Below are 19,196 nucleotides of genomic sequence, written 5' to 3'. Positions count from 1 at the left end.
TCTCTCAATTCTCGATTCGTCGTTTTGTCTGCGGGCGAGTATAATTCCTCAAGTTAACTTGAGGTAAAGCGCTTTATGGAAAAGAAATCACCCCGCATCAAAATGCTGCTGACGCCCGGGGAAGTGGCAAAACGAACCGGCGTGGCGGTCTCGGCTCTCCATTTTTATGAGAGTAAAGGCCTGATCCATAGCCAGCGGAATGCCGGCAACCAGCGGCGCTACCGGCGCGATGTCCTGCGCGCGGTGGCGATTATCAAAATTGCGCAACGCATCGGCATCCCGCTGGCGACCATCGGCGACGCGTTTGGCGTACTGCCGGAAGGGCACAACCTCAGCGCAAAAGAGTGGAAGATGCTGTCATCGCAGTGGCGTGAGGAGCTGGACCGGCGTATTCATACCCTGACGGCGTTGCGCGACCAGCTCGACGGCTGTATCGGCTGCGGCTGTTTATCACGGCGCGACTGCCCGCTGCGCAACCCGGGCGATAAGCTGGGGGAAGAGGGGACCGGCGCCCGGCTGCTGGAAGAGGAATAATAAAACTAAAGCGCCACAACTGGGCGCTTTAGTTGTTTTCCGGTCTTTGTCTTTCGCATTATCTCGCTGGTTCACGAGAGGGTTTCCCCCGACATCGACGTCCCTCAGTATTGCGCAATCTGTTGATGGAGGTTCCGGTTTGCGTCGACACTTTAACTATGGCAGCTGCTGCCATTTTTTCCTTACTATTTTGCCGAAATTTTCCCGGCAATGAGCGCCTGTTCCTATAGTTAATTTGAACAAACCACGGGAGAGGCCCATGCTGACGGTACACCATCTTAATCAATCACGATCGCAACGCGTACTGTGGGCACTGGAAGAGCTGCAGCTGCCTTATCAGATAGTCCGCTATCAGCGGGAAAAGTCGATGCTGGCGCCGGCGGCGCTGAAGAAAGTCCATCCGTTGGGGAAATCGCCGGTGCTGGAAGACAACGGCTATGTGCTGGCGGAGTCCGGGGCCATTCTCGAGTATTTGCAGGAGACCTGGGACAGCGGCGGGCTGCTGAAGCCGCAGGCGATAGAGGACAAACTGCAGTACCGCTTCTGGCTGCACTATGCCGAAGGCTCGCTGATGCCGCTGCTGTTAATGAAGCTGGTGTTCGCCAGCCTGGGTAAACCCCCTGTGCCCTTTGGCGTCCGCTCTCTGGGCGCCCTGCTGGGCAAGGGCATTCAGAAAGCGTGGCTGGATCCCCAGCTGGCCACCCATGCGCGGTTTATTGACGACCATCTTGCCACGCGGCCATGGTTTGCCGGCGAGCGTCTAAGTATGGCCGATATCCAGATGAGCTTCCCGGTGATGGCGCTGTTGGCGCGCGGTGGCGTGCATGACCTTGTCCATATTGAGGCCTGGCGACAGCGGGTGGAGCAGCGTCCGGCCTGGCAGCGGGCCATCGAGCGCGGCGGTCCCTTCACCTTACCCGGCGCCTGAGGTATCAGCGGATCCGATGACGCCGACAAATGAAAGCAACTCACTAAAAATTTGTTAGCGGATTGCGCATAGACGATAACGTTTGCGCATCGTCTGGTTATTTTCTGCTCGTCATAAGCGAAATTTAGCGAAATACGATAAACATCGGTTGAAAAGGGTTATCTAAAGGCCGGATAATCGTTTGCCTTTCTGTTTTGCTCCCTCTTTTTTCTGCTATCCAGGGGGAGGAGATAAGGTTGACACACCGTAGTGTATGCGCGGAGTTAAACGTTTGCTTTTTTGCAGCCCCCCTGGCGCTGCGATTCGGTACAAGGAGATCGCGTTTAACTGGCAGTGGAGGGTCCACCACGCATATCAACGAACAATAAAAATTTTCAGGGGAAGTTTTCTATGTCTACGCCTTCAGCGCGTACCGGCGGTTCATTAGACGCCTGGTTTAAAATTTCGGCGCGCGGTAGCACCGTGCGTCAGGAGATTGTTGCAGGTCTTACTACCTTTCTGGCGATGGTTTACTCCGTCATCGTGGTGCCGGGCATGCTCGGTAAAGCGGGCTTCCCGCCGGCCGCGGTGTTTGTCTCGACCTGTCTGGTGGCGGGCGTTGGCTCACTGGTGATGGGGTTATGGGCAAATCTGCCGATGGCTATCGGCTGCGCCATTTCGTTGACCGCCTTCACCGCCTTCAGCCTGGTGCTGGGGCAGCAGATCAGTATTCCGGTGGCCCTCGGCGCGGTATTTCTGATGGGTGTCCTGTTTACGGTGATTTCCGCGACCGGCATCCGCAGCTGGATCTTGCGCAACCTGCCGCAGGGCGTGGCGCATGGTACCGGGATCGGGATTGGCCTGTTCCTGCTGCTGATCGCCGCCAACGGCGTTGGTCTGGTGATCAAAAATCCGCTGGACGGTCTGCCGGTGGCGCTGGGCAAATTTGCCAGCTTCCCGGTGGTGATGTCGCTGATTGGCCTCGCGGTGATCATTGGTCTGGAAAAAATGAAGGTGCCGGGCGGTATTCTGCTGACCATTATTGGCGTGTCGATTGTGGGCCTGATTTTCGATCCGAACGTCCATTTCTCCGGTATTTTCGCCATGCCATCCCTGAGCGATGATAAAGGCAACTCGCTGATCGGCAGCCTCGACATCATCGGCGCGCTGAACCCGGTCGTGCTGCCCAGCGTGCTGGCGCTGGTGATGACGGCGGTCTTTGACGCCACCGGTACTATCCGCGCGGTGGCCGGCCAGGCAAACCTGCTGGACAAAGACGGACAGATCATCAACGGCGGTAAAGCGTTGACCACCGACTCCCTGAGCAGCGTCTTCTCCGGTTTAGTTGGCGCGGCGCCAGCGGCGGTGTATATCGAATCGGCGGCGGGTACCGCGGCCGGCGGTAAAACCGGTCTGACCGCGGTGACGGTCGGTGTCCTGTTCCTGCTGATCCTGTTCCTCTCCCCGCTCTCTTATCTGGTACCGGCCTACGCGACCGCGCCGGCGCTGATGTACGTCGGCCTGCTGATGCTGAGCAACGTGGCAAAAATCGATTTCAACGACTTCGTTGACGCGATGGCTGGCCTGATCACCGCGGTGTTTATCGTGCTGACCTGTAACATCGTGACCGGCATCATGATCGGTTTCGCTACCCTGGTGATTGGCCGTCTGGTCTCCGGCGAGTGGCGCAAGCTGAACCTCGGTACGGTAATTATCGCCGTGGCGCTGGTGGCGTTTTACGCCGGCGGTTGGGCGATTTAAACCCTTCGTGCTCCTCACGGGCGGCTCAGGCCGCCCGTTTTATTTTTAAGCCACATCCTGTTTCCATTTGCGTTAATCTGGGTAGCGTATGATTCACAGGCACGACGCCTCACAGGTATAAAAGAAAACGCAGCAAACAGGGAACACATGGAAATATTCTTTACCATCCTCATCATGACCCTTGTGGTCTCACTGTCCGGGGTAGTGACGCGTGTACTGCCCTTTCAGGTTCCACTCCCACTGATGCAAATCGCCATTGGCGCGCTTCTGGCATGGCCGACCTTCGGTTTGCACGTTGAATTTGATCCAGAGCTGTTTCTGGTCCTGTTTATCCCGCCGCTGCTGTTCGCCGACGGCTGGAAAACGCCGACCCGTGAGTTTATTGAACACGGGCGGGAGATCCTTGGTCTGGCGCTGGCGCTGGTCGTCGTGACGGTGGTCGGCATCGGCTTTCTGATCTACTGGATTGTGCCTGGCATTCCGCTGATCCCGGCGTTCGCGCTGGCGGCCGTACTCTCGCCGACCGATGCCGTGGCGCTCTCCGGCATCGTCGGGGAAGGGCGGATACCGAAAAAAATCATGGGCATTCTGCAGGGGGAGGCGTTAATGAACGACGCCTCTGGTCTGGTTTCGCTCAAGTTTGCCGTCGCGGTGGCGATGGGCACTATGGTCTTTACCGTTGGCGGCGCGACCGTAGAATTTCTGAAGGTGGCGATCGGCGGCGTGCTGGCCGGGTTTGTGGTGAGCTGGTCGTATGGCCGCTCGATGCGTTTCCTCAGCCGCTGGGGTGGGGATGAACCCGCCACGCAGATTGTCCTGCTGTTCCTGCTGCCGTTTGCCTCCTATCTGATTGCCGAACATATCGGTGTCTCCGGTATCCTGGCGGCGGTGGCGGCGGGGATGACCATCACCCGTTCCGGCGTGATGCGTACCGCGCCGCTGGCCATGCGTCTGCGCGCTAACAGCACCTGGGCGATGCTGGAATTTGTCTTCAACGGCATGGTCTTCCTGCTGTTGGGCCTGCAGCTGCCGGATATCCTCTCCAGCTCGCTGGTGGCGGCGGAAGCTGACCCCAACGTCGAGACCTGGATGCTGTTTGCCGACATCATCCTGATCTATGCCGCGCTGATGCTGGTGCGTTTTGGCTGGCTGTGGTCGATGCGTAAGCTTAGTCAGCGCTTCCTGAAGAAGAAACCGATGGAGTTTGGCTCCTGGACCACCCGCGAGCTGCTGATCTCCTCTGTGGCCGGGGTGCGCGGGGCGATTACCCTCGCCGGTGTGCTCTCGATTCCGCTGTTGCTGCCGGACGGGAATGTTTTCCCGGCGCGCTATGAGCTGATTTTCCTCGCCGCCGGGGTGATCCTGTTCTCGCTGTTCGTCGGGGTGATAGCGCTGCCGATCCTGCTGCGCCACATCGAGTCGAGTGACAACGTGCAGCAGCGGAAAGAGGAACGGCTGGCGCGCGCAGCGACGGCAGACGTGGCGATTGTGGCGATCCAGAAGATGGAAGAGCGGCTGGCGGCGGATACCAAAGAGAATATCGATAACCAGCTGCTGACCGAAGTCAGTTCGCGGGTGATCGGTAACCTGCGCCGCCGCGTCGATGGTCGTAACGACGTGGAAACCTCTATGCTGGAGGAGAGTCTGGAGCGCCGCTTCCGCCTGGCGGCGCTGCGCTCTGAACGCGGAGAGCTGTATCACCTGCGCGCCACCCGGCAGATCAGTAACGAGACGCTGCAGAAGCTGCTGCACGATCTCGACCTGCTGGAAGCGCTGTTAATCGAAGATCAATAACCTTTAGTCCGGATAGCGCGACGCTTATTCGGGCTACTGGCGAGACTGCAGCCAATGTGTCGCCCCGGTAAGCGTTAGCGCGACCGGGGGAAACCCGGGCAGCGGCGCAAGCGCCTGACCCGGGCTACCCATTCCTCTGCGAAACGCGTTGTCACCAGGGAATTATTCCAGCCAGAACGCTTTACTGCACGCCAGCCAGGCCTCAGCGCTGCGCGACATATACACGCCCTCCCGCCAAATCATCCCCAGCTCCCAGCGCAGCTCGCTTTGCAATGGGATCCAGCAAAAGTTCTGCGGGTCGAGACGCTGGCAAATCGGCTCGGGCAGGATCGCCACGCCAATGCCGGCCTGCACCATCGCGGCGAGAAAATCCCACTGGCCGCTGCGCACCGCGATACGCGGCTTTACGTCATGCTCGGCAAACAGGCGCATCAGCTGCTGGCTGAGGGCAAATTCTTCGTTGTAGATGACCAGCGGATATGCCGCCAGCTCTGCCGGCGAGAGCGAGGTCACGCCCTCCCACGGCGCGGTTCTTGGCGTCAGGACGCACAGCGGGTGGTTGAACAACGGCAGGGTGGTGAGGTGGCTACCCTCTTCGATGGGCAGGGCGGTCATCGCCATATCGAGCTCGCCGTTGCTGACCGCCTGCTGGACCGTCAGGCCGCCAAACTCGGCGATTTTCAGCTCGACGCCCGGGTAGCGCTCGCGGAAGCGGCTGATCGGCTCCGCCATCAGCATTCCGACCATCGGTGGAATGCCAAGCCGCAACACCCCTTTATGCAGGTGGTTGATATCGCTCAGTTCTGACTCCAGCTGGCTGAACTCGCCAAGGATCGCCTGGCCGCGTTCAAAAACAACGCGCCCGGTATCGGTGAGCAGCAGTTTACGGCCATCGCGGATCAACAGCGTGCAGTTCAGTTCATCTTCGAGATTTTTGAGCATCTTGCTGATGGTAGGCTGTGTGACGAACAGCTTTTCCGCCGCGCGAGTAAAACTCTGCTGACGAACCACTTCAACGAAATAGCGCAGCGTTCGGATATCCATAATTATTCCCTGAGACTATACCTGCGATGATTTTAATTCATTTCTGTCCGCTTCGGCGGCTCTCTATACTGCACCCCTGACTTCTTTTTTTCAGGAATATCGCTCATGGCCTTCGCGCCAGCTCGCGTTGCCCCCGTCGTGGCGCAGCGTCTTCAAATCCCGCTGCAGGTGCTCCTTTATGTCGGGTTATTTATTTTTGCGCAATATCTGGTGAACAGGTGGCAGGTACCCCTGCCGGCTAACCTGGTCGGCATGGTGATGCTCCTGCTGCTGATCGTCTGCCGGGTGATCCCCCTGAGCTGGGTTCGCGCCGGCGCCCGCTGGCTGCTGGCGGAGATGCTGCTGTTTTTCGTCCCGGCGGTGGTCGCGGTGGTCAATTATACCCAGCTGCTGATGGTTGATGGCTGGCGGATTTTCCTGGTGATTGCCTTAAGCACGCTGATGGTGCTCGGCGCGACGGCCTGGGTCGTCGACAGGGTCTACCGTTACGAAGTGAGCCGGCTAAAAAATGAGTGATGTCATGCTGAGCGTCCTGTGTCTGGTGGCGACGCTGGGTCTCTATTACGCCAATAAAAAACTGTATCGCCGTTTTCATAAACTGCCGCTGATGCCGCTGGTGTTCACGCCGATCCTGCTGGTGCTGATCCTGGTGCTGGGCCATATTTCTTATCAGAGCTATATGGGAGAGACCCACTGGCTGCTGTGGCTGCTGGGCCCCGCCACCATCGCCTTTGCCGTTCCGGTGTATGAAAATGTTGCGGTGATCAAGCGCCACTGGATGTCGCTCAGCGCCGGGGTGGTAACGGCGGTGGTGGTGGCGGTGACCAGCTCCGTATGGCTGGCGCGCGGATTGATGTTGTCTGATGAAATCCAGCGCAGCCTGGCGGTGCGCTCGGTGACCACGCCCTTTGCGCTGGCGGCGGCGAAACCGCTCGGTGGTCAACCCGATCTGGTGGCACTGTTTGTGGTGATCACCGGCGTCTTTGGCATGGCGGTAGGGGATATGCTGTTTTTACGCCTGGCTATCCGGGAAGGGATGGCGAAAGGAGCCGGCTTCGGCGCGGCTTCCCATGGTGCCGGGACGGCGCGCTCCTATGAGCTGGGCCAGCAGGAGGGCGTGGTGGCCAGCCTGGTGATGATGCTGTCTGGCGTAGTGGTGGTGCTGGCGGCGCCGTTAGTGCGCTGGCTGCTGTTTTAGCGTTCTCGTGTAACCGGTTGTTATGAAATATTGAGGGGCGGAATAGTTGTGAACTATTTTCGCCCCTTTTTGTTTATGCCGGTTATTGGTCATCAGAAAAGATTAAGGCAATTCTTATTACCATCCTCTCTTTGTAACTAAATATTTCATAATCAATACTGATCTAATTATATTGCGAATGATGTATAGGCTTTTTATTATCTCTAAGAATTTTATAAGTTTGTATCGCTATGATTTCAAAGGAACTTCATCTTATTTTCTCATTTTTTAAGGCGATTTGTTTAAAAATCAATTTTTACATTAATAATTGAGCTTTTACCCTCTGTTCGTTATTCTTTTTACGCGGGCTTGTATTATTGAATGGATTCAAATGCTGGTCGTTTATTTATGTATAATATTAATTATCATAAATCATATGTCACGTAAATGTGTATGTGACGCCGCGCGGATGCAAATTCATTCTCTAATATATCTGCATAAAACAATTGACGGACTGATTGTCGTTTATAATGGATATGGGAATAAATATGAAGATGAGTAAAAAAATTCTGGCGGGTGCCCTGATTTTCTCTGCCTGCAGCGTGCTGTCTACCGTTGCTCAGGCCGATAACACCATTACTTTTAATGGTGTTGTTTCCGATACGACCTGTACGGCGACTATTGACGGCGGCGTAACGGCTATTGATATGGGCACCACCTCAGTGGCGGATCTGAAAGCGTATACCTTCGGCGCTGCCAAGAACTTCTCCTTTAGCTTAGCCGATTGCCCGACCGCGGAAGACGGTGGCAACAGTATCGCTCGCGTCACTTTTGGCGGTGTTTCCGATACCGCGAACAGCGATTATTTTAAAAACCAGGCGACTGATGAGCCGGCAACCGGTGTTGCTGTGGCCCTTTTCGACGAAGCGGGTAAGGTGATGAAGAATAATGAAGAGGGTTCGGATGTCGATATTTCTTCCGGTGCCGCAACCATTCCATTCACCGTTAAAATGGTGAAGTCGGGTGATACCGATCCGACGAAAGGTACCGTTCAGACAACTGTGACTTATAACGTGACTTATTATTAATTCGGCGTTTTGTTGAATGGAGAAAGGGGAATCGTCTGCTATTCCCCTTTAATTAAACGTATGAGATATCCTTTTTTTGTGGTCGGTTTTTTGCTGTCTTCCTCTATTGCGCAAGCCAGCGTGGTCGTGGGCGGCACGCGTCTGGTGTTTGATGGTGCGAAAAACAACGCCGTCATCACGGTTGAGAATAAAGATCAGAGCAGCAATATCGTCCAGTCCTGGCTCTCGGTGGTGGATGCCGCGTCGCCAGCCAAAGACGCGTTTATTATTACGCCGCCGCTGTTCCGTCTCAAAGCCGGAGAGAAAGGATTCGTGCGCGTTGTCCGCTCAGGAAAAAAACTACCCGACGATCGCGAGTCGATGTTTTGGCTCAATATCAAAGGGATCCCGGCAACGAAATATGTCCCGGATAAAAATGTGGTGCAGTTTGCCATCAACTCGAAAATAAAATTGATTTATCGACCTGCCGCGTTAAAAGGCAATACACCGGAATCGTATGCCGAAAAATTACAGTGGGGAAAAGCGGGGGACTCGGTGACGGTAAAAAATAACTCACCGCTGTATATGAATTTTTCCCAGGTTAGTCTTAACGGGAAAAATATTTCTGGCGCATGGTTTGCTGCCCCATTTTCTACTTTAAAAATACCCGTGCAGAGTACCCTGTCCGCGACAGGGAAAAAAGAGATCACATGGAGCGTGATTAATGATTATGGTATGTCAGGGAAGAAATATACCGCTATCATTCAGTAGCGTTGAGCTACTGTTTTCAACCAAAAGTATCTGCGTCGCTATTGTTTTGTGCCTGAGTGCCTTGTCTTCTCGCGCTGAGGCCGGTGAATATTTCAACCCGAATTTACTCGAAGTCGCCGAGGATCCTGCGGCTTCGGTTGATCTGTCCTATTTTTCGCAAGATGGCGTACCGCCGGGCACCTATCATCTGGATGTTTACATCAATGATAAATACGTCAGTTCAGAATCGCTGACCTTTCAGGAAATTGGCCATGACGCAGGCGCGACCGCTTCTCCCTGTCTTTCCGCGGAGTATCTGAATTCGTGGTTGATTAATACCACCGCCTATCCCCAGCTGTTCGCGGCAGGGGAAACCTGCGCCCGGCTGTCGGCGATCCCCGGGATGACATTTTCGGTGTCTCTTGCCCAACAGCGAATCGATTTTACCGTGCCGCAGGCCGCGATGCTGAATCGCCCAAGAGACTATATACCGGAGAGCCAGTGGCAGCAGGGGATCAACGCCGGTCTTCTCAACTATAGTGTCACCGGGCAGCGCAATGCGCCGCGGCATAATGGCGCGACCGTAGACAGCCAGTTTGTTAGCTTGCAGCCTGGGGTGAATCTGGGGCCATGGCGTCTGCGCAACTACAGCACCTATAGCCACAGCGACAACAGCAGCCGCTGGGAGTCGGTTTACTCGTACCTTGCCCGCGATATTCACACCCTGCGCAGTCAACTGGTGGTCGGTAATACCTATACCTCTTCCGGCATCTTCGACAGTGTGAGCTTTACCGGCCTGCAGCTCAGTTCGGACAAAGAGATGCTGCCGGATAGCCTGCATGGCTTTGCGCCGACGATTCGAGGGATCGCGCGCACCACCGCGGAGGTCTCGGTTTATCAGAATGGTTACAGCATTTATAAAACCACCGTCGCTCCCGGCGCCTTTGAGATTAACGATCTGTATGCCACCGGCAGCGCCGGCGATCTGTACGTCACCGTTAAAGAGTCTGACGGCAGCGAGCAAAACTTTGTGGTGCCTTTTGCCTCGCTGGCGGTCCTGCAGCGCGAGGGCCAGCTGGACTATGCGCTGAGCAGCGGCAGGACGCGCTCAGGCAGCTCCGACGATAAAGAATACAACTTTATTCAGTCTTCCCTGGCCTATGGCGCCACCAGTAACTTTACTCTCTATACCGGCTTTCAGCAGGCGGAAGATAAATACACCAACCTGCTGTTAGGCGCTGGCTTTAACCTTGGCACCATCGGCGCGCTGTCGTTTGACGGCTCTCAGTCGTGGGCCGACGTGAAAACCAGCGATACGGCCTCGTCAACCCGCAAAGAACAGGGGCAATCGTATCGCGTCCGCTTCAGCAAAAGCTTTCTGCAGACGGGCACCAGCTTTTCCGTGGCCGGCTATCGCTACTCCACCGCGGGATACTATTCGTTTCAGGATTTTGTCGATAACGCCTCCACGCAGCGCGACTGCTGTACGCAGAGCGGCAGAACGAAAGGCCGGTTTGACGCTTCGCTGTCGCAGACGCTGTTCGGCTATGGTTCGCTCTCGCTTTCTCTGGTCAATGAAACCTATTGGGACAGCTCGCGCATGGAGTCGGTAGGCGTGGGCTATAGCGGGTCGATTGGCAGGGCCTCCTACTTTATTAACTATTCCTATAACCGCAATGTGCAAAGCACCGATGACAGCGGCAATAACCGGCCGGCCAGCGATACCATCGTCTCCCTGACGCTAAGCATCCCGCTTGGCGAGACGCTCTCGGCGAATTACACCTTGAACCATGGTCGGCATAACGACACCACGCACAGCGTGGGGCTCAATGGCTCGGCGTTCGAGGATCGTTCTCTCAACTGGAGCCTCCAGGAGGGTTACAACACCCAGGATAAGAGCACCTCCGGCAACCTCAGCGTCAATTATCAGGGCTCAAAAGGCGATGTCGCCGGCGGCTATGGCTACGACCACTACAGCAATCACTACAATTATTCGCTGCGCGGCGGCATGGTTGCCCACGCGGGCGGGCTCACGCTGTCGCGCTTTCTGGGTGAGAGTGCTGCGCTGGTCGAAACGCCCGGCGTCAGCGATGTGCGGGTGCAGGGCCAGACCAACGTGACGACGGATGCCGCCGGGTATGCCGTCGTACCGTATGTTCGCCCTTACCATCGCAACAGCCTGGCGCTGGATGAACAGCAGATGGCTGGCGCCGAGGTGGATAACGTCGCCAGAACGGTGGTCCCAACGCGCAATGCAATCGTCAAAGTGCAGTATGACACCCGAATTGGCTATAAGGCGATGCTCACCCTGCGTACTCGCAACGGTGTGGTGCCTTTCGGCGCGCTGGTGACACTTGATAATGATCGCGCCAGCGCGGCGCGCAGCAATATTGTCGGCGATGAGGGGCAGGTGTATCTCACGGGGCTGCAGAAAAAAGGCCAGCTGTTAGCGCGCTGGGGGGAGAAAAGCAGTGAGCAGTGCACCGTTCATTACGACTTCTCCAGCATGGCTCTTGGCGACGATATTCTGTTCTATCAGGCCGAATGCCGGTAATGGATGCAGGTTTTCAACATGGAAGAAGGGGCTGATATGAATATGCGAGACGGCAGCACAAGGGGCATCCTGGTGGCCAGCCTTTTGCTGCTCTCCCTTCCGGCGCTGGCTTATGAAGGCAGCAGCACGGTCAATTTTAACGTCACGGGCACCATCGAAGCGCCTTCCTGCGAGGTGGCCGTGGAACCGTCGAACAGTATCGATTTAGGCACCGTCTCCTCGCAGACGTTCTCCGGAAATGCCGGGTCGAGCGGCGCCAGCGTGCCGGTTAAGCTGGTCTTTTCCAGTTGTTCCGCCGATGCGTCGGCGGTAACCATCGCATTTAGCGGAGCAAAATTCGATAACACTTACACCTCGGTTTATAAAAACTTCCGCACAGGCAGCGACGGGGCCAGCGGCGTCGGTATGCAACTTCTCACTCTTGCCGATCAGAAGCCCCTCGGGCCTGGCGACCAGTATCTTTATACCTTTGGTGACCGTGCCGACGTCCATATCTTCAATATGGTAGCACGCATGTTTTCGCCCTATGGCCAGGTAAAGCCGGGGATTGTCGGCTTTACCGCCACGTTCGATGTGGCTTACAAATAACGTTTCGACAGGGATGGGTATGAAAAAACTGATCTTCTTGTTCATGCTGGTACTGTGTCCCCTCTATAGCTGGGCGGCATGCACGGGAACCAACTATGGCGATGTCTCGATGACTAACTTGCCGGAAAAGATTCTGGTCAACGCCGGGAGCTACACCGCGGGCACCGTGCTGTATGACTCGGGGAAAATTACCCGCGCGCAAACGGAGCTGATTAACTGCGAGGGAAGCACCTACGCGGTGTTTGCCTGGTCCTCGAACAATGCCGGGGCGCTGATAGGGGATAATATCTATGCCACCTCGGTGCAGGGGATTGGCCTCCGCGTCAAGGTGTGGCTCAATATCAGCGGTGAATATGACGGTGATACCGATGATTTCAGCCCCGACTCGCAGGTGCATTATATCGGCGATGTGAATTACTATCTCGGTAAGCCCACCGGCCTGTTTGATTATTATGCCTCGACCCATTACACCCCGGCATATCAGCTGCAGCTGGTGGCCACCGGCGGCGCTATCGCCAGCAACAGTCAATTATCGTTCAGCGATCCGGTGGCTACGGTTTCGGCGAAGGATAGTAAGGCGACGCTCTCCATTTCCCGGCTGCACATCAGCGGCACCACCAGCATCCAGATGATCCCGATGGGGTGTATTGTCGGTAGCAATAATCTCAGTTTTGCCATGGGCAGCATCAATGCCAGCGAGTTCAACACCGCGACGAAGGTGGGGAACGCGCGGCAGTCCCTGACCCTTGCCTGCGAGCCGGGAACCAACGTTTCGATGCGTGTGGCGGCGGCGCAAGCGAGTGGGGATAACCCTGGCAACACGGTGATAGCCTTAACGGCAGAGGAGAATGTTGCCACCGGGGTGGGAGTTCAGTTGAATATGGATGGCGAAGCGCTGCCGTTAAATACCGATATCAGCCTCTATACTTCGAGCCGCACGACGGTGACCAACAGCGGCGCGGACGCCAGCTATAGCTATTTCACCAACCCCGACAGCCCAGGCGGGGCCGCGGCCATGCAGACGCTTGCCTTATCCACTAACTATTACAAGACGGGGAGCGCGGTGACCGCGGGTTCGGCAAACGCCACCGGGGTGATCACCTTAACCTATAACTAAGAGGTCGGGGATGAGCCCCTTCTCCGGACGGCGCCGGGGAAGGGGAGAGAACGATTAATGCGCCTGGCCGCGTTCGATACCGATCCCGGTTTGTGAACGGATAAACTGGGCGCGGAACTGCTCGCGCTCGCGCATCCCTTCCGGTGAGTTATCGGTGGCGGAGAAGACCCAGATACCGATGAACGCGATGGCGATGGAGAACAGCGCCGGATATTCATACGGGAACAGCGCTTTCTCATGGCCGAGGATCTGCACCCAAATGGTCGGGCCGAGGATCATCAGAATGACCGCAGTCAGCAGGCCCAGCCAGCCGCCGACCATCGCGCCGCGGGTGGTCAGCTTCGACCAGTACATCGACAGCAGAATAATCGGGAAGTTACAGCTGGCGGCAATGGAGAAGGCCAGGCCGACCATGAAAGCGATGTTCTGATTTTCAAACAGAATACCCAGCAGAATGGCCACCACCCCGAGGATCAGCACGGTGATCTTGGAGACCTTCAGCTCCTGACGCTCGGTCGCGCCCTTGCGGAAGACGTTGGCGTACAGGTCGTGCGACACCGCTGAGGCGCCGGCGAGGGTCAGGCCAGCCACCACCGCCAGGATAGTGGCGAAAGCGACCGCGGAGATAAAGCCGAGGAACAAATTGCCCCCCACCGCATCCGCCAGATGTACCGCCGCCATGTTATTGCCGCCGATAAGCTGTCCGGCCGCGTCTTTAAACGCCGGGTTCGCGCCGACCAGCATGATGGCGCCGAAGCCGATAATAAAGGTCAGGATATAGAAATAGCCCATAAAACCGGTGGCGTAGAAGACGCTTTTACGCGCTTCTTTGGCATCGCTCACGGTAAAGAAGCGCATCAGAATATGCGGCAGGCCGGCGGTACCGAACATCAGACCCAGACCCAGAGAGAGCGCTGATATCGGATCTTTCACCAGTCCGCCGGGACTCATAATCGCCGCCCCTTTCGGATGGACGGCCATCGCCTCGGTAAACAGGTTATTGAAGCTGAAGCCGACGTGCTTCATGACCATAAAGGCCATAAAGCTGGCGCCGCACAGCAGCAGAACCGCTTTAATAATCTGCACCCAGGTGGTTGCCAGCATGCCGCCGAACAGGACATAGAGCACCATCAGTACGCCAACCAGCACCACGGCGACATGGTAATTGAGGCCGAACAGCAGCTGGATCAGCTTGCCGGCGCCCACCATCTGCGCGATCAGATACAGCGCCACCACCACCAGCGATCCGCAGGCGGAGAGGGTGCGGATCGGCCCCTGCTTCAGGCGGTATGAAGCGACGTCAGCAAAGGTATAGCGGCCAAGGTTGCGCAGTCGTTCGGCAATCAGAAACAGGATAATCGGCCAGCCGACGAGAAAGCCCAGCGAGTAGATCAGGCCGTCGTAGCCTGAGGTATACACCAGCGCGGAAATACCGAGGAACGACGCTGCCGACATAAAGTCGCCGGCAATCGCCAGCCCGTTCTGGAAGCCAGTAATATTGCCGCCGGCGGTATAATAATCGCTGCGCGAACGTACCCGTTTTGAGGCCCAGTAGGTGATGTAAAGGGTCAGGGCGACGAAAATCAGGAACATGACAATCGCCTGCCAGTTGGTCGGCTGGCGCTGTACCGCGCCGGTAATGGCGTCTGCCGCGTGAGCGCCGAGGGGCAGCAGCGTGGCGGCGAGCGCCGTCAGGACTCTCTTGATCATGCTTTTACCTCGTTGAGAACGCTCTTGGTCAAACGGTCGAATTCACCATTGGCCCGCCAGACATAAATACCGGTCAGGATAAACGAAATGACGATCACGCCAATGCCGAGCGGGATCCCGCGGGTGACGCTGGTACCGGCGTGCAGCGGAGTGCCGAGCCAGCCGGGCGCGAAGGCGATAAGCAAAATAAAGCCCACGTAGATCACTAACATAATCACTGACAGAATGGCGGCAAACCGTTGCCGTGATGCAACTAACTCCCTGAAATGCGCACTATTTTCTATCCGCTGACAAAGTTGTTCATTCATCTTAGCGTCTCCAGAGGTCTCCCTTTCGTCATCCACTCAGCGGACGCTGGCGACAGCAACCCCTCCGGCGATGGCGCCGGGATACGGTTTGCTGACGGCGTTCCTGCGAGTGGAATCCTGGGGGAGGGACTTATTTTTATCCTCTCCCCGGCGGGGGAGAGGGTGTAGGGAATCGGTCCTTGCTTACGATGGCATCGTTATGGCCTGCTTCTCTTCGAGCAGTTTTTCCACGACGCCAGGATCGGCGAGCGTCGAGGTATCGCCGAGGTTGCTGGTGTCGCCCGCGGCAATCTTACGCAGAATGCGACGCATGATTTTGCCCGAGCGGGTTTTCGGTAGCGAATCGGTCCAGTGCAGCACATCCGGCGTCGCCAGCGGGCCGATCTCTTTGCGCACCCAGTTACGCACTTCGGCATACAGCTCCGGCGTTGGTTCTTCGCCGTGATTGAGCGTCACGTAGGCGTAGATGGCCTGGCCTTTGATGTTGTGCGGGATCCCCACCACCGCCGCTTCAGCGATTTTCGGGTGCGACACCAGCGCGGATTCAATTTCCGCGGTACCCAGACGGTGGCCGGAGACGTTCAGCACGTCATCCACGCGGCCAGTGATCCAGTAGTAACCATCTTCATCGCGACGCGCGCCATCGCCGCTAAAGTACATATTTTTGAAGGTGGAGAAGTAGGTTTGCTCAAAGCGCTCATGGTCACCGAACAGGGTACGCGCCTGGCCGGGCCAGGAGTCGGCGATGGCGAGGTTGCCCTCGGTGGCGCCATCCAGCGGCAGGCCTTCGTTATCCACCAGCACCGGCTGGACGCCGAAGAACGGACGCGTCGCGGAGCCGGCCTTCAGCTCAATCGCGCCCGGCAGCGGGGTGATCATAAAGCCGCCGGTTTCGGTCTGCCACCAGGTGTCCATCACCGGGCACTTCTCGTTACCGATCTTCTTCCAGTACCACTCCCAGGCTTCCGGGTTAATCGGTTCGCCGACCGAGCCGAGAATGCGCAGCGAGGAACGGTCTGTGCCTTCGATAGCTTTGTCGCCTTCCGCCATCAGGGCGCGGATAGCCGTCGGGGCGGTATAGAGAATGCTGACCTTATGCTTATCGACGACCTGGCACATACGCGCCGGGGTTGGCCAGTTCGGTACCCCTTCGAACATCAGGGTGGTGGCGCCGCAGGCCAGCGGACCATACAGCAGATAGCTGTGGCCGGTGACCCAGCCCACATCGGCGGTGCACCAGTAAATATCGCCCGGATGGTAGTCGAAAACGTATTTAAAGGTGGTGGCCGCGTAGACCAGATAGCCGCCGGTGGTGTGCAGCACCCCTTTCGGTTTGCCGGTGGAGCCGGAGGTATAGAGGATGAACAGCGGATCTTCGGCGTTCATCTCGACGGGCCGGTGCTCGGCGCTGGCATTGGCCATCAGGTCGCTCCACCACAGGTCGCGGCCTTCCTGCCAGTCGATTTTGCCGCCGGTACGTTTCAGGACCACGACATGCTCAATACTGTTGACGTTCGGGTTTTTCAGCGCGTCATCAACGTTTTTCTTCAGCGGGATGGCGCGACCAGCGCGCAGCCCTTCGTCAGCGGTGATCACCAGGCGCGAGCTGGAGTCGATAATGCGTCCGGCCACCGCCTCCGGCGAGAAGCCGCCGAAAATCACTGAGTGGATAGCGCCGATGCGGGCGCAGGCCAGCATCGCCACCGCGGCTTCCGGCACCATCGGCATATAAATGGCGACCACATCGCCTTTTTTAATCCCAAGGTCGAGCAGCACATTGGCGAAGCGGCACACGTCCGCATGCAGTTCACGGTAGGTGATGTGCTTGCTCTGGCTGGCGTCGTCGCCTTCCCAGATGATGGCGGTTTGATCGCCGCGCTCGGCGAGATGGCGGTCGAGGCAGTTGGCGGCGAGGTTCAGGGTGCCATCTTCATACCATTTGATGGAAATATTACCCGGCGCGAAAGAGGTGTTCTTCACGCGGGTATAGGGGCGTATCCAGTCAAGGATCTTGCCCTGCTCGCCCCAAAATGTATCAGGGTCGGTTATGGATTGTTGGTACTGCGCCTTGTACTGTTCCGGGTTAATCAGGCAACGTTCCGCGATATTAGCGGGAATAGGGTGTTTGTGTATTTGGCTCATGGCTTTTTTTCTCCTTTGAACTTGTTAAATATATGTCAAACAAACGTTAAGAGTAGGGGTTTTGACAGCTTTGTTTGTTAATTGGGGGGCAGATCACGCAATGATTCAACTGAGTGAAATTTCATCAAATGAAACTTTGAAGTGAAATAATTACGTAAATGAATTTATAGAAACGGAAGGTGTGAAATATTTTTTATTACAAATACTTATGCATTGTAACTGGGGAAAATTCGTGACTTTATGCAGAAAACCAGAAGAAAGCCCTATTCTTAAAGGCTTGCGCAGCATGCCGTGCAAATGATACTGATATTGCGCGTTAAATAACCCCACAAAGCAACGCAACACAATTCATACCCCCTGCAGTGGGTACCATGACGAAAAGGAATGGTGCCTTTCATTGAGGAAGTCAGTAGTGAAGAAAACGAAAAAAGTCAGTCTGGCCTGGCAAATCTTGCTAGCCCTGGTGCTGGGTATCCTTCTGGGCAGTTATCTGCATTACCACGCCGAAAGTCGCGATTGGTTGATTAGCAATTTGCTGACGCCGGCGGGCGATATCTTTATCCATCTGATTAAAATGATCGTGGTCCCGATTGTCATTTCGACCCTGGTGGTCGGGATTGCCGGCGTGGGCGATGCCAAGCAGTTAGGCCGGATCGGCGCCAAAACCATTATCTATTTCGAAGTGATCACCACGGTGGCGATCGTGCTGGGTATCACCCTGGCCAACGTCTTTCAGCCGGGGACCGGCATTGATATGTCACAGCTGGCGGCGGTTGATATTTCGAAATATCAGAGCACGACTGCCGAGGTGCAAAGCCATGCGCATGGCCTGATGGGCACTATCCTGTCGCTGGTCCCGACCAACATCGTGGCGTCGATGGCGAAAGGCGATATGCTGCCGATTATCTTCTTCTCGGTGCTGTTTGGTTTGGGGCTCTCCTCGCTGCCGGCGACCCACCGTGAGCCGCTGGTGACGGTCTTCCGCTCCATCTCCGAAACCATGTTTAAAGTCACCCACATGGTGATGCGCTATGCGCCGATCGGGGTGTTCGCCCTGATTTCGGTGACCGTCGCCACCTTTGGTTTCGCCTCGCTGTGGCCGCTGGCCAAGCTGGTACTGCTGGTTTACTTCGCGATCCTGTTCTTCGCGCTGGTGGTGCTGGGGATTGTCGCGCGTCTGTGTGGCCTGAGCATCTGGATCCTGATCCGTATCCTGAAAGATGAGCTGATTCTGGCCTACTCCACCGCCAGCTCGGAGAGCGTGCTGCCGCGCATTATCGAGAAGATGGAAGCCTATGGCGCGCCGGCGTCGATCACCAGCTTTGTGGTGCCGACCGGTTATTCCTTTAACCTCGATGGTTCAACGCTGTATCAGAGCATCGCGGCGATCTTTATCGCCCAGCTGTACGGTATCGACCTCTCTATCTGGCAGGAGATCACCCTGGTGCTGACCTTAATGGTGACCTCGAAAGGGATCGCTGGCGTGCCGGGCGTCTCCTTCGTGGTGCTGCTGGCAACCCTGGGTAGCGTGGGGATCCCGCTGGAAGGCCTCGCCTTTATCGCCGGCGTCGACCGTATCCTCGACATGGCGCGTACCGCGCTGAACGTGGTGGGGAATGCGCTGGCGGTGCTGGTTATCGCCAAGTGGGAGCATAAGTTCGACCGCAAAAAAGCGCTGGCGTATGAACGCGAAGTGCTGGGCAAGTTTGATAAAACCGCCCAATAAAACACAAAGCCCGGCAC

Annotated in this window: 16 protein-coding genes and 1 pseudogene; 13 read left to right on the top strand and 4 right to left on the bottom strand. The window is 56.5% G+C overall.

The features are described from left to right. The first annotated feature begins 75 nt into the window (after positions 1–75). The 4 genes from soxR (at position 76) to AS136_RS12475 (ending at position 4,996) form a co-directional block, all read left to right on the top strand. Positions 76–534, top strand: coding sequence for a redox-sensitive transcriptional activator SoxR (gene soxR / locus AS136_RS12490; RefSeq protein ID WP_004206331.1), 459 nt, complete (start codon positions 76–78; stop codon positions 532–534). A gap of 259 nt (positions 535–793) precedes the next feature. After that, a complete protein-coding gene (locus AS136_RS12485; protein WP_008807273.1) occupies positions 794–1,462 on the top strand; it encodes a glutathione S-transferase family protein in 669 nt (222 codons plus the stop codon). A gap of 390 nt (positions 1,463–1,852) precedes the next feature. Further along, positions 1,853–3,202 (top strand): NCS2 family permease, encoded by a 1,350-nt coding sequence (locus tag AS136_RS12480; protein WP_008807272.1) that lies wholly within the window; start codon positions 1,853–1,855, stop codon positions 3,200–3,202. 147 nt (positions 3,203–3,349) lie between these two features. Beyond that, positions 3,350–4,996 (top strand): Na+/H+ antiporter, encoded by a 1,647-nt coding sequence (locus AS136_RS12475; protein ID WP_023323474.1) that lies wholly within the window; start codon positions 3,350–3,352, stop codon positions 4,994–4,996. A gap of 162 nt (positions 4,997–5,158) precedes the next feature. Here the strand turns inward: AS136_RS12475 and AS136_RS12470 are convergent, their stop codons facing one another. Beyond that, positions 5,159–6,040, bottom strand: coding sequence for a LysR family transcriptional regulator (locus AS136_RS12470; RefSeq protein ID WP_012543171.1), 882 nt, complete (start codon positions 6,038–6,040; stop codon positions 5,159–5,161). Positions 6,041–6,145: 105 nt separating this feature from the next. Here AS136_RS12470 and AS136_RS12465 point away from each other — a divergent pair, with 105 nt between their 5' ends. The 7 genes from AS136_RS12465 to AS136_RS12435 all read left to right on the top strand — a co-directional run bounded on the left by AS136_RS12465 (position 6,146) and on the right by AS136_RS12435 (position 13,293). Further along, the gene (locus tag AS136_RS12465; RefSeq protein ID WP_023339420.1) at positions 6,146–6,556 is read left to right on the top strand and encodes a CidA/LrgA family protein; all 411 of its coding nucleotides are present in this window, start codon (positions 6,146–6,148) and stop codon (positions 6,554–6,556) included. After that, positions 6,549–7,238 carry an LrgB family protein gene (locus AS136_RS12460; RefSeq protein WP_032691117.1) on the top strand — a complete coding sequence of 230 codons (690 nt, stop codon included), beginning with the start codon at positions 6,549–6,551 and terminating at the stop codon, positions 7,236–7,238. Before AS136_RS12465 ends, AS136_RS12460 begins: the two co-directional genes overlap by 8 nt. Positions 7,239–7,747: 509 nt before the next feature. Continuing rightward, complete coding sequence (locus tag AS136_RS12455) at positions 7,748–8,305, top strand: fimbrial protein (protein ID WP_074442684.1); 558 nt, start codon at positions 7,748–7,750, stop codon at positions 8,303–8,305. A 60-nt stretch (positions 8,306–8,365) separates the two neighbouring features. Then, on the top strand, positions 8,366–9,055 hold the full coding sequence (locus tag AS136_RS12450; protein ID WP_032739015.1) for a fimbrial assembly chaperone: 690 nt from the start codon (positions 8,366–8,368) through the stop codon (positions 9,053–9,055). Then, entirely contained in the window at positions 9,009–11,588 is a 2,580-nt protein-coding gene (locus AS136_RS12445) for a fimbria/pilus outer membrane usher protein (RefSeq protein ID WP_023323477.1), read from the top strand. Before AS136_RS12450 ends, AS136_RS12445 begins: the two co-directional genes overlap by 47 nt. A 36-nt stretch (positions 11,589–11,624) precedes the next feature. Beyond that, the gene (locus AS136_RS12440) at positions 11,625–12,176 is read left to right on the top strand and encodes a fimbrial protein (RefSeq protein WP_048267978.1); all 552 of its coding nucleotides are present in this window, start codon (positions 11,625–11,627) and stop codon (positions 12,174–12,176) included. 19 nt (positions 12,177–12,195) lie between these two features. Further along, a complete protein-coding gene (locus tag AS136_RS12435) occupies positions 12,196–13,293 on the top strand; it encodes a type 1 fimbrial protein (RefSeq protein WP_023296901.1) in 1,098 nt (365 codons plus the stop codon). A gap of 54 nt (positions 13,294–13,347) precedes the next feature. Here AS136_RS12435 and actP read toward each other — a convergent pair whose 3' ends face one another. The 3 genes from actP to acs form a co-directional block, all read right to left on the bottom strand. Beyond that, positions 13,348–15,000, bottom strand: a complete 1,653-nt coding sequence (gene actP, locus AS136_RS12430) for a cation/acetate symporter ActP (protein ID WP_024623073.1) — start codon at positions 14,998–15,000, stop codon at positions 13,348–13,350. Then, complete coding sequence (locus AS136_RS12425) at positions 15,000–15,311, bottom strand: DUF485 domain-containing protein (RefSeq protein WP_004177812.1); 312 nt, start codon at positions 15,309–15,311, stop codon at positions 15,000–15,002. The genes actP and AS136_RS12425 overlap by 1 nt, the downstream gene beginning before the upstream one ends. A 183-nt stretch (positions 15,312–15,494) precedes the next feature. Continuing rightward, positions 15,495–17,453: an acetate--CoA ligase gene (acs, locus tag AS136_RS12415; RefSeq protein WP_008807262.1), complete on the bottom strand. Its 1,959-nt coding sequence runs from the start codon at positions 17,451–17,453 to the stop codon at positions 15,495–15,497. A 100-nt stretch (positions 17,454–17,553) separates the two neighbouring features. Here acs and AS136_RS28655 point away from each other — a divergent pair. After that, a pseudogene (locus tag AS136_RS28655) lies at positions 17,554–17,754 on the top strand (hypothetical protein). Between the two features lie 111 nt (positions 17,755–17,865). Continuing rightward, positions 17,866–19,179, top strand: coding sequence for a glutamate/aspartate:proton symporter GltP (gene gltP / locus AS136_RS12410; RefSeq protein WP_012543161.1), 1,314 nt, complete (start codon positions 17,866–17,868; stop codon positions 19,177–19,179). Positions 19,180–19,196: the final 17 nt, after the last annotated feature.

The sequence above is a fragment of the Klebsiella sp. D5A genome (assembly GCF_001620885.1).
Taxonomy (GTDB): domain Bacteria; phylum Pseudomonadota; class Gammaproteobacteria; order Enterobacterales; family Enterobacteriaceae; genus Klebsiella; species Klebsiella variicola.
This window is presented reverse-complemented; position numbering and strand designations above follow the sequence as displayed.

Coding starts and splice junctions, on each gene's coding strand:
- soxR (WP_004206331.1), top strand. CDS start 76: ATGGAAAAGAAATCACCCCGCATCAAAATGCTGCTGACGCCCGGGGAA.
- AS136_RS12485 (WP_008807273.1), top strand. CDS start 794: ATGCTGACGGTACACCATCTTAATCAATCACGATCGCAACGCGTACTG.
- AS136_RS12480 (WP_008807272.1), top strand. CDS start 1,853: ATGTCTACGCCTTCAGCGCGTACCGGCGGTTCATTAGACGCCTGGTTT.
- AS136_RS12475 (WP_023323474.1), top strand. CDS start 3,350: ATGGAAATATTCTTTACCATCCTCATCATGACCCTTGTGGTCTCACTG.
- AS136_RS12470 (WP_012543171.1), bottom strand. CDS start 6,040: ATGGATATCCGAACGCTGCGCTATTTCGTTGAAGTGGTTCGTCAGCAG.
- AS136_RS12465 (WP_023339420.1), top strand. CDS start 6,146: ATGGCCTTCGCGCCAGCTCGCGTTGCCCCCGTCGTGGCGCAGCGTCTT.
- AS136_RS12460 (WP_032691117.1), top strand. CDS start 6,549: ATGAGTGATGTCATGCTGAGCGTCCTGTGTCTGGTGGCGACGCTGGGT.
- AS136_RS12455 (WP_074442684.1), top strand. CDS start 7,748: ATGGATATGGGAATAAATATGAAGATGAGTAAAAAAATTCTGGCGGGT.
- AS136_RS12450 (WP_032739015.1), top strand. CDS start 8,366: ATGAGATATCCTTTTTTTGTGGTCGGTTTTTTGCTGTCTTCCTCTATT.
- AS136_RS12445 (WP_023323477.1), top strand. CDS start 9,009: ATGATTATGGTATGTCAGGGAAGAAATATACCGCTATCATTCAGTAGC.
- AS136_RS12440 (WP_048267978.1), top strand. CDS start 11,625: ATGAATATGCGAGACGGCAGCACAAGGGGCATCCTGGTGGCCAGCCTT.
- AS136_RS12435 (WP_023296901.1), top strand. CDS start 12,196: ATGAAAAAACTGATCTTCTTGTTCATGCTGGTACTGTGTCCCCTCTAT.
- AS136_RS12425 (WP_004177812.1), bottom strand. CDS start 15,311: ATGAATGAACAACTTTGTCAGCGGATAGAAAATAGTGCGCATTTCAGG.
- acs (WP_008807262.1), bottom strand. CDS start 17,453: ATGAGCCAAATACACAAACACCCTATTCCCGCTAATATCGCGGAACGT.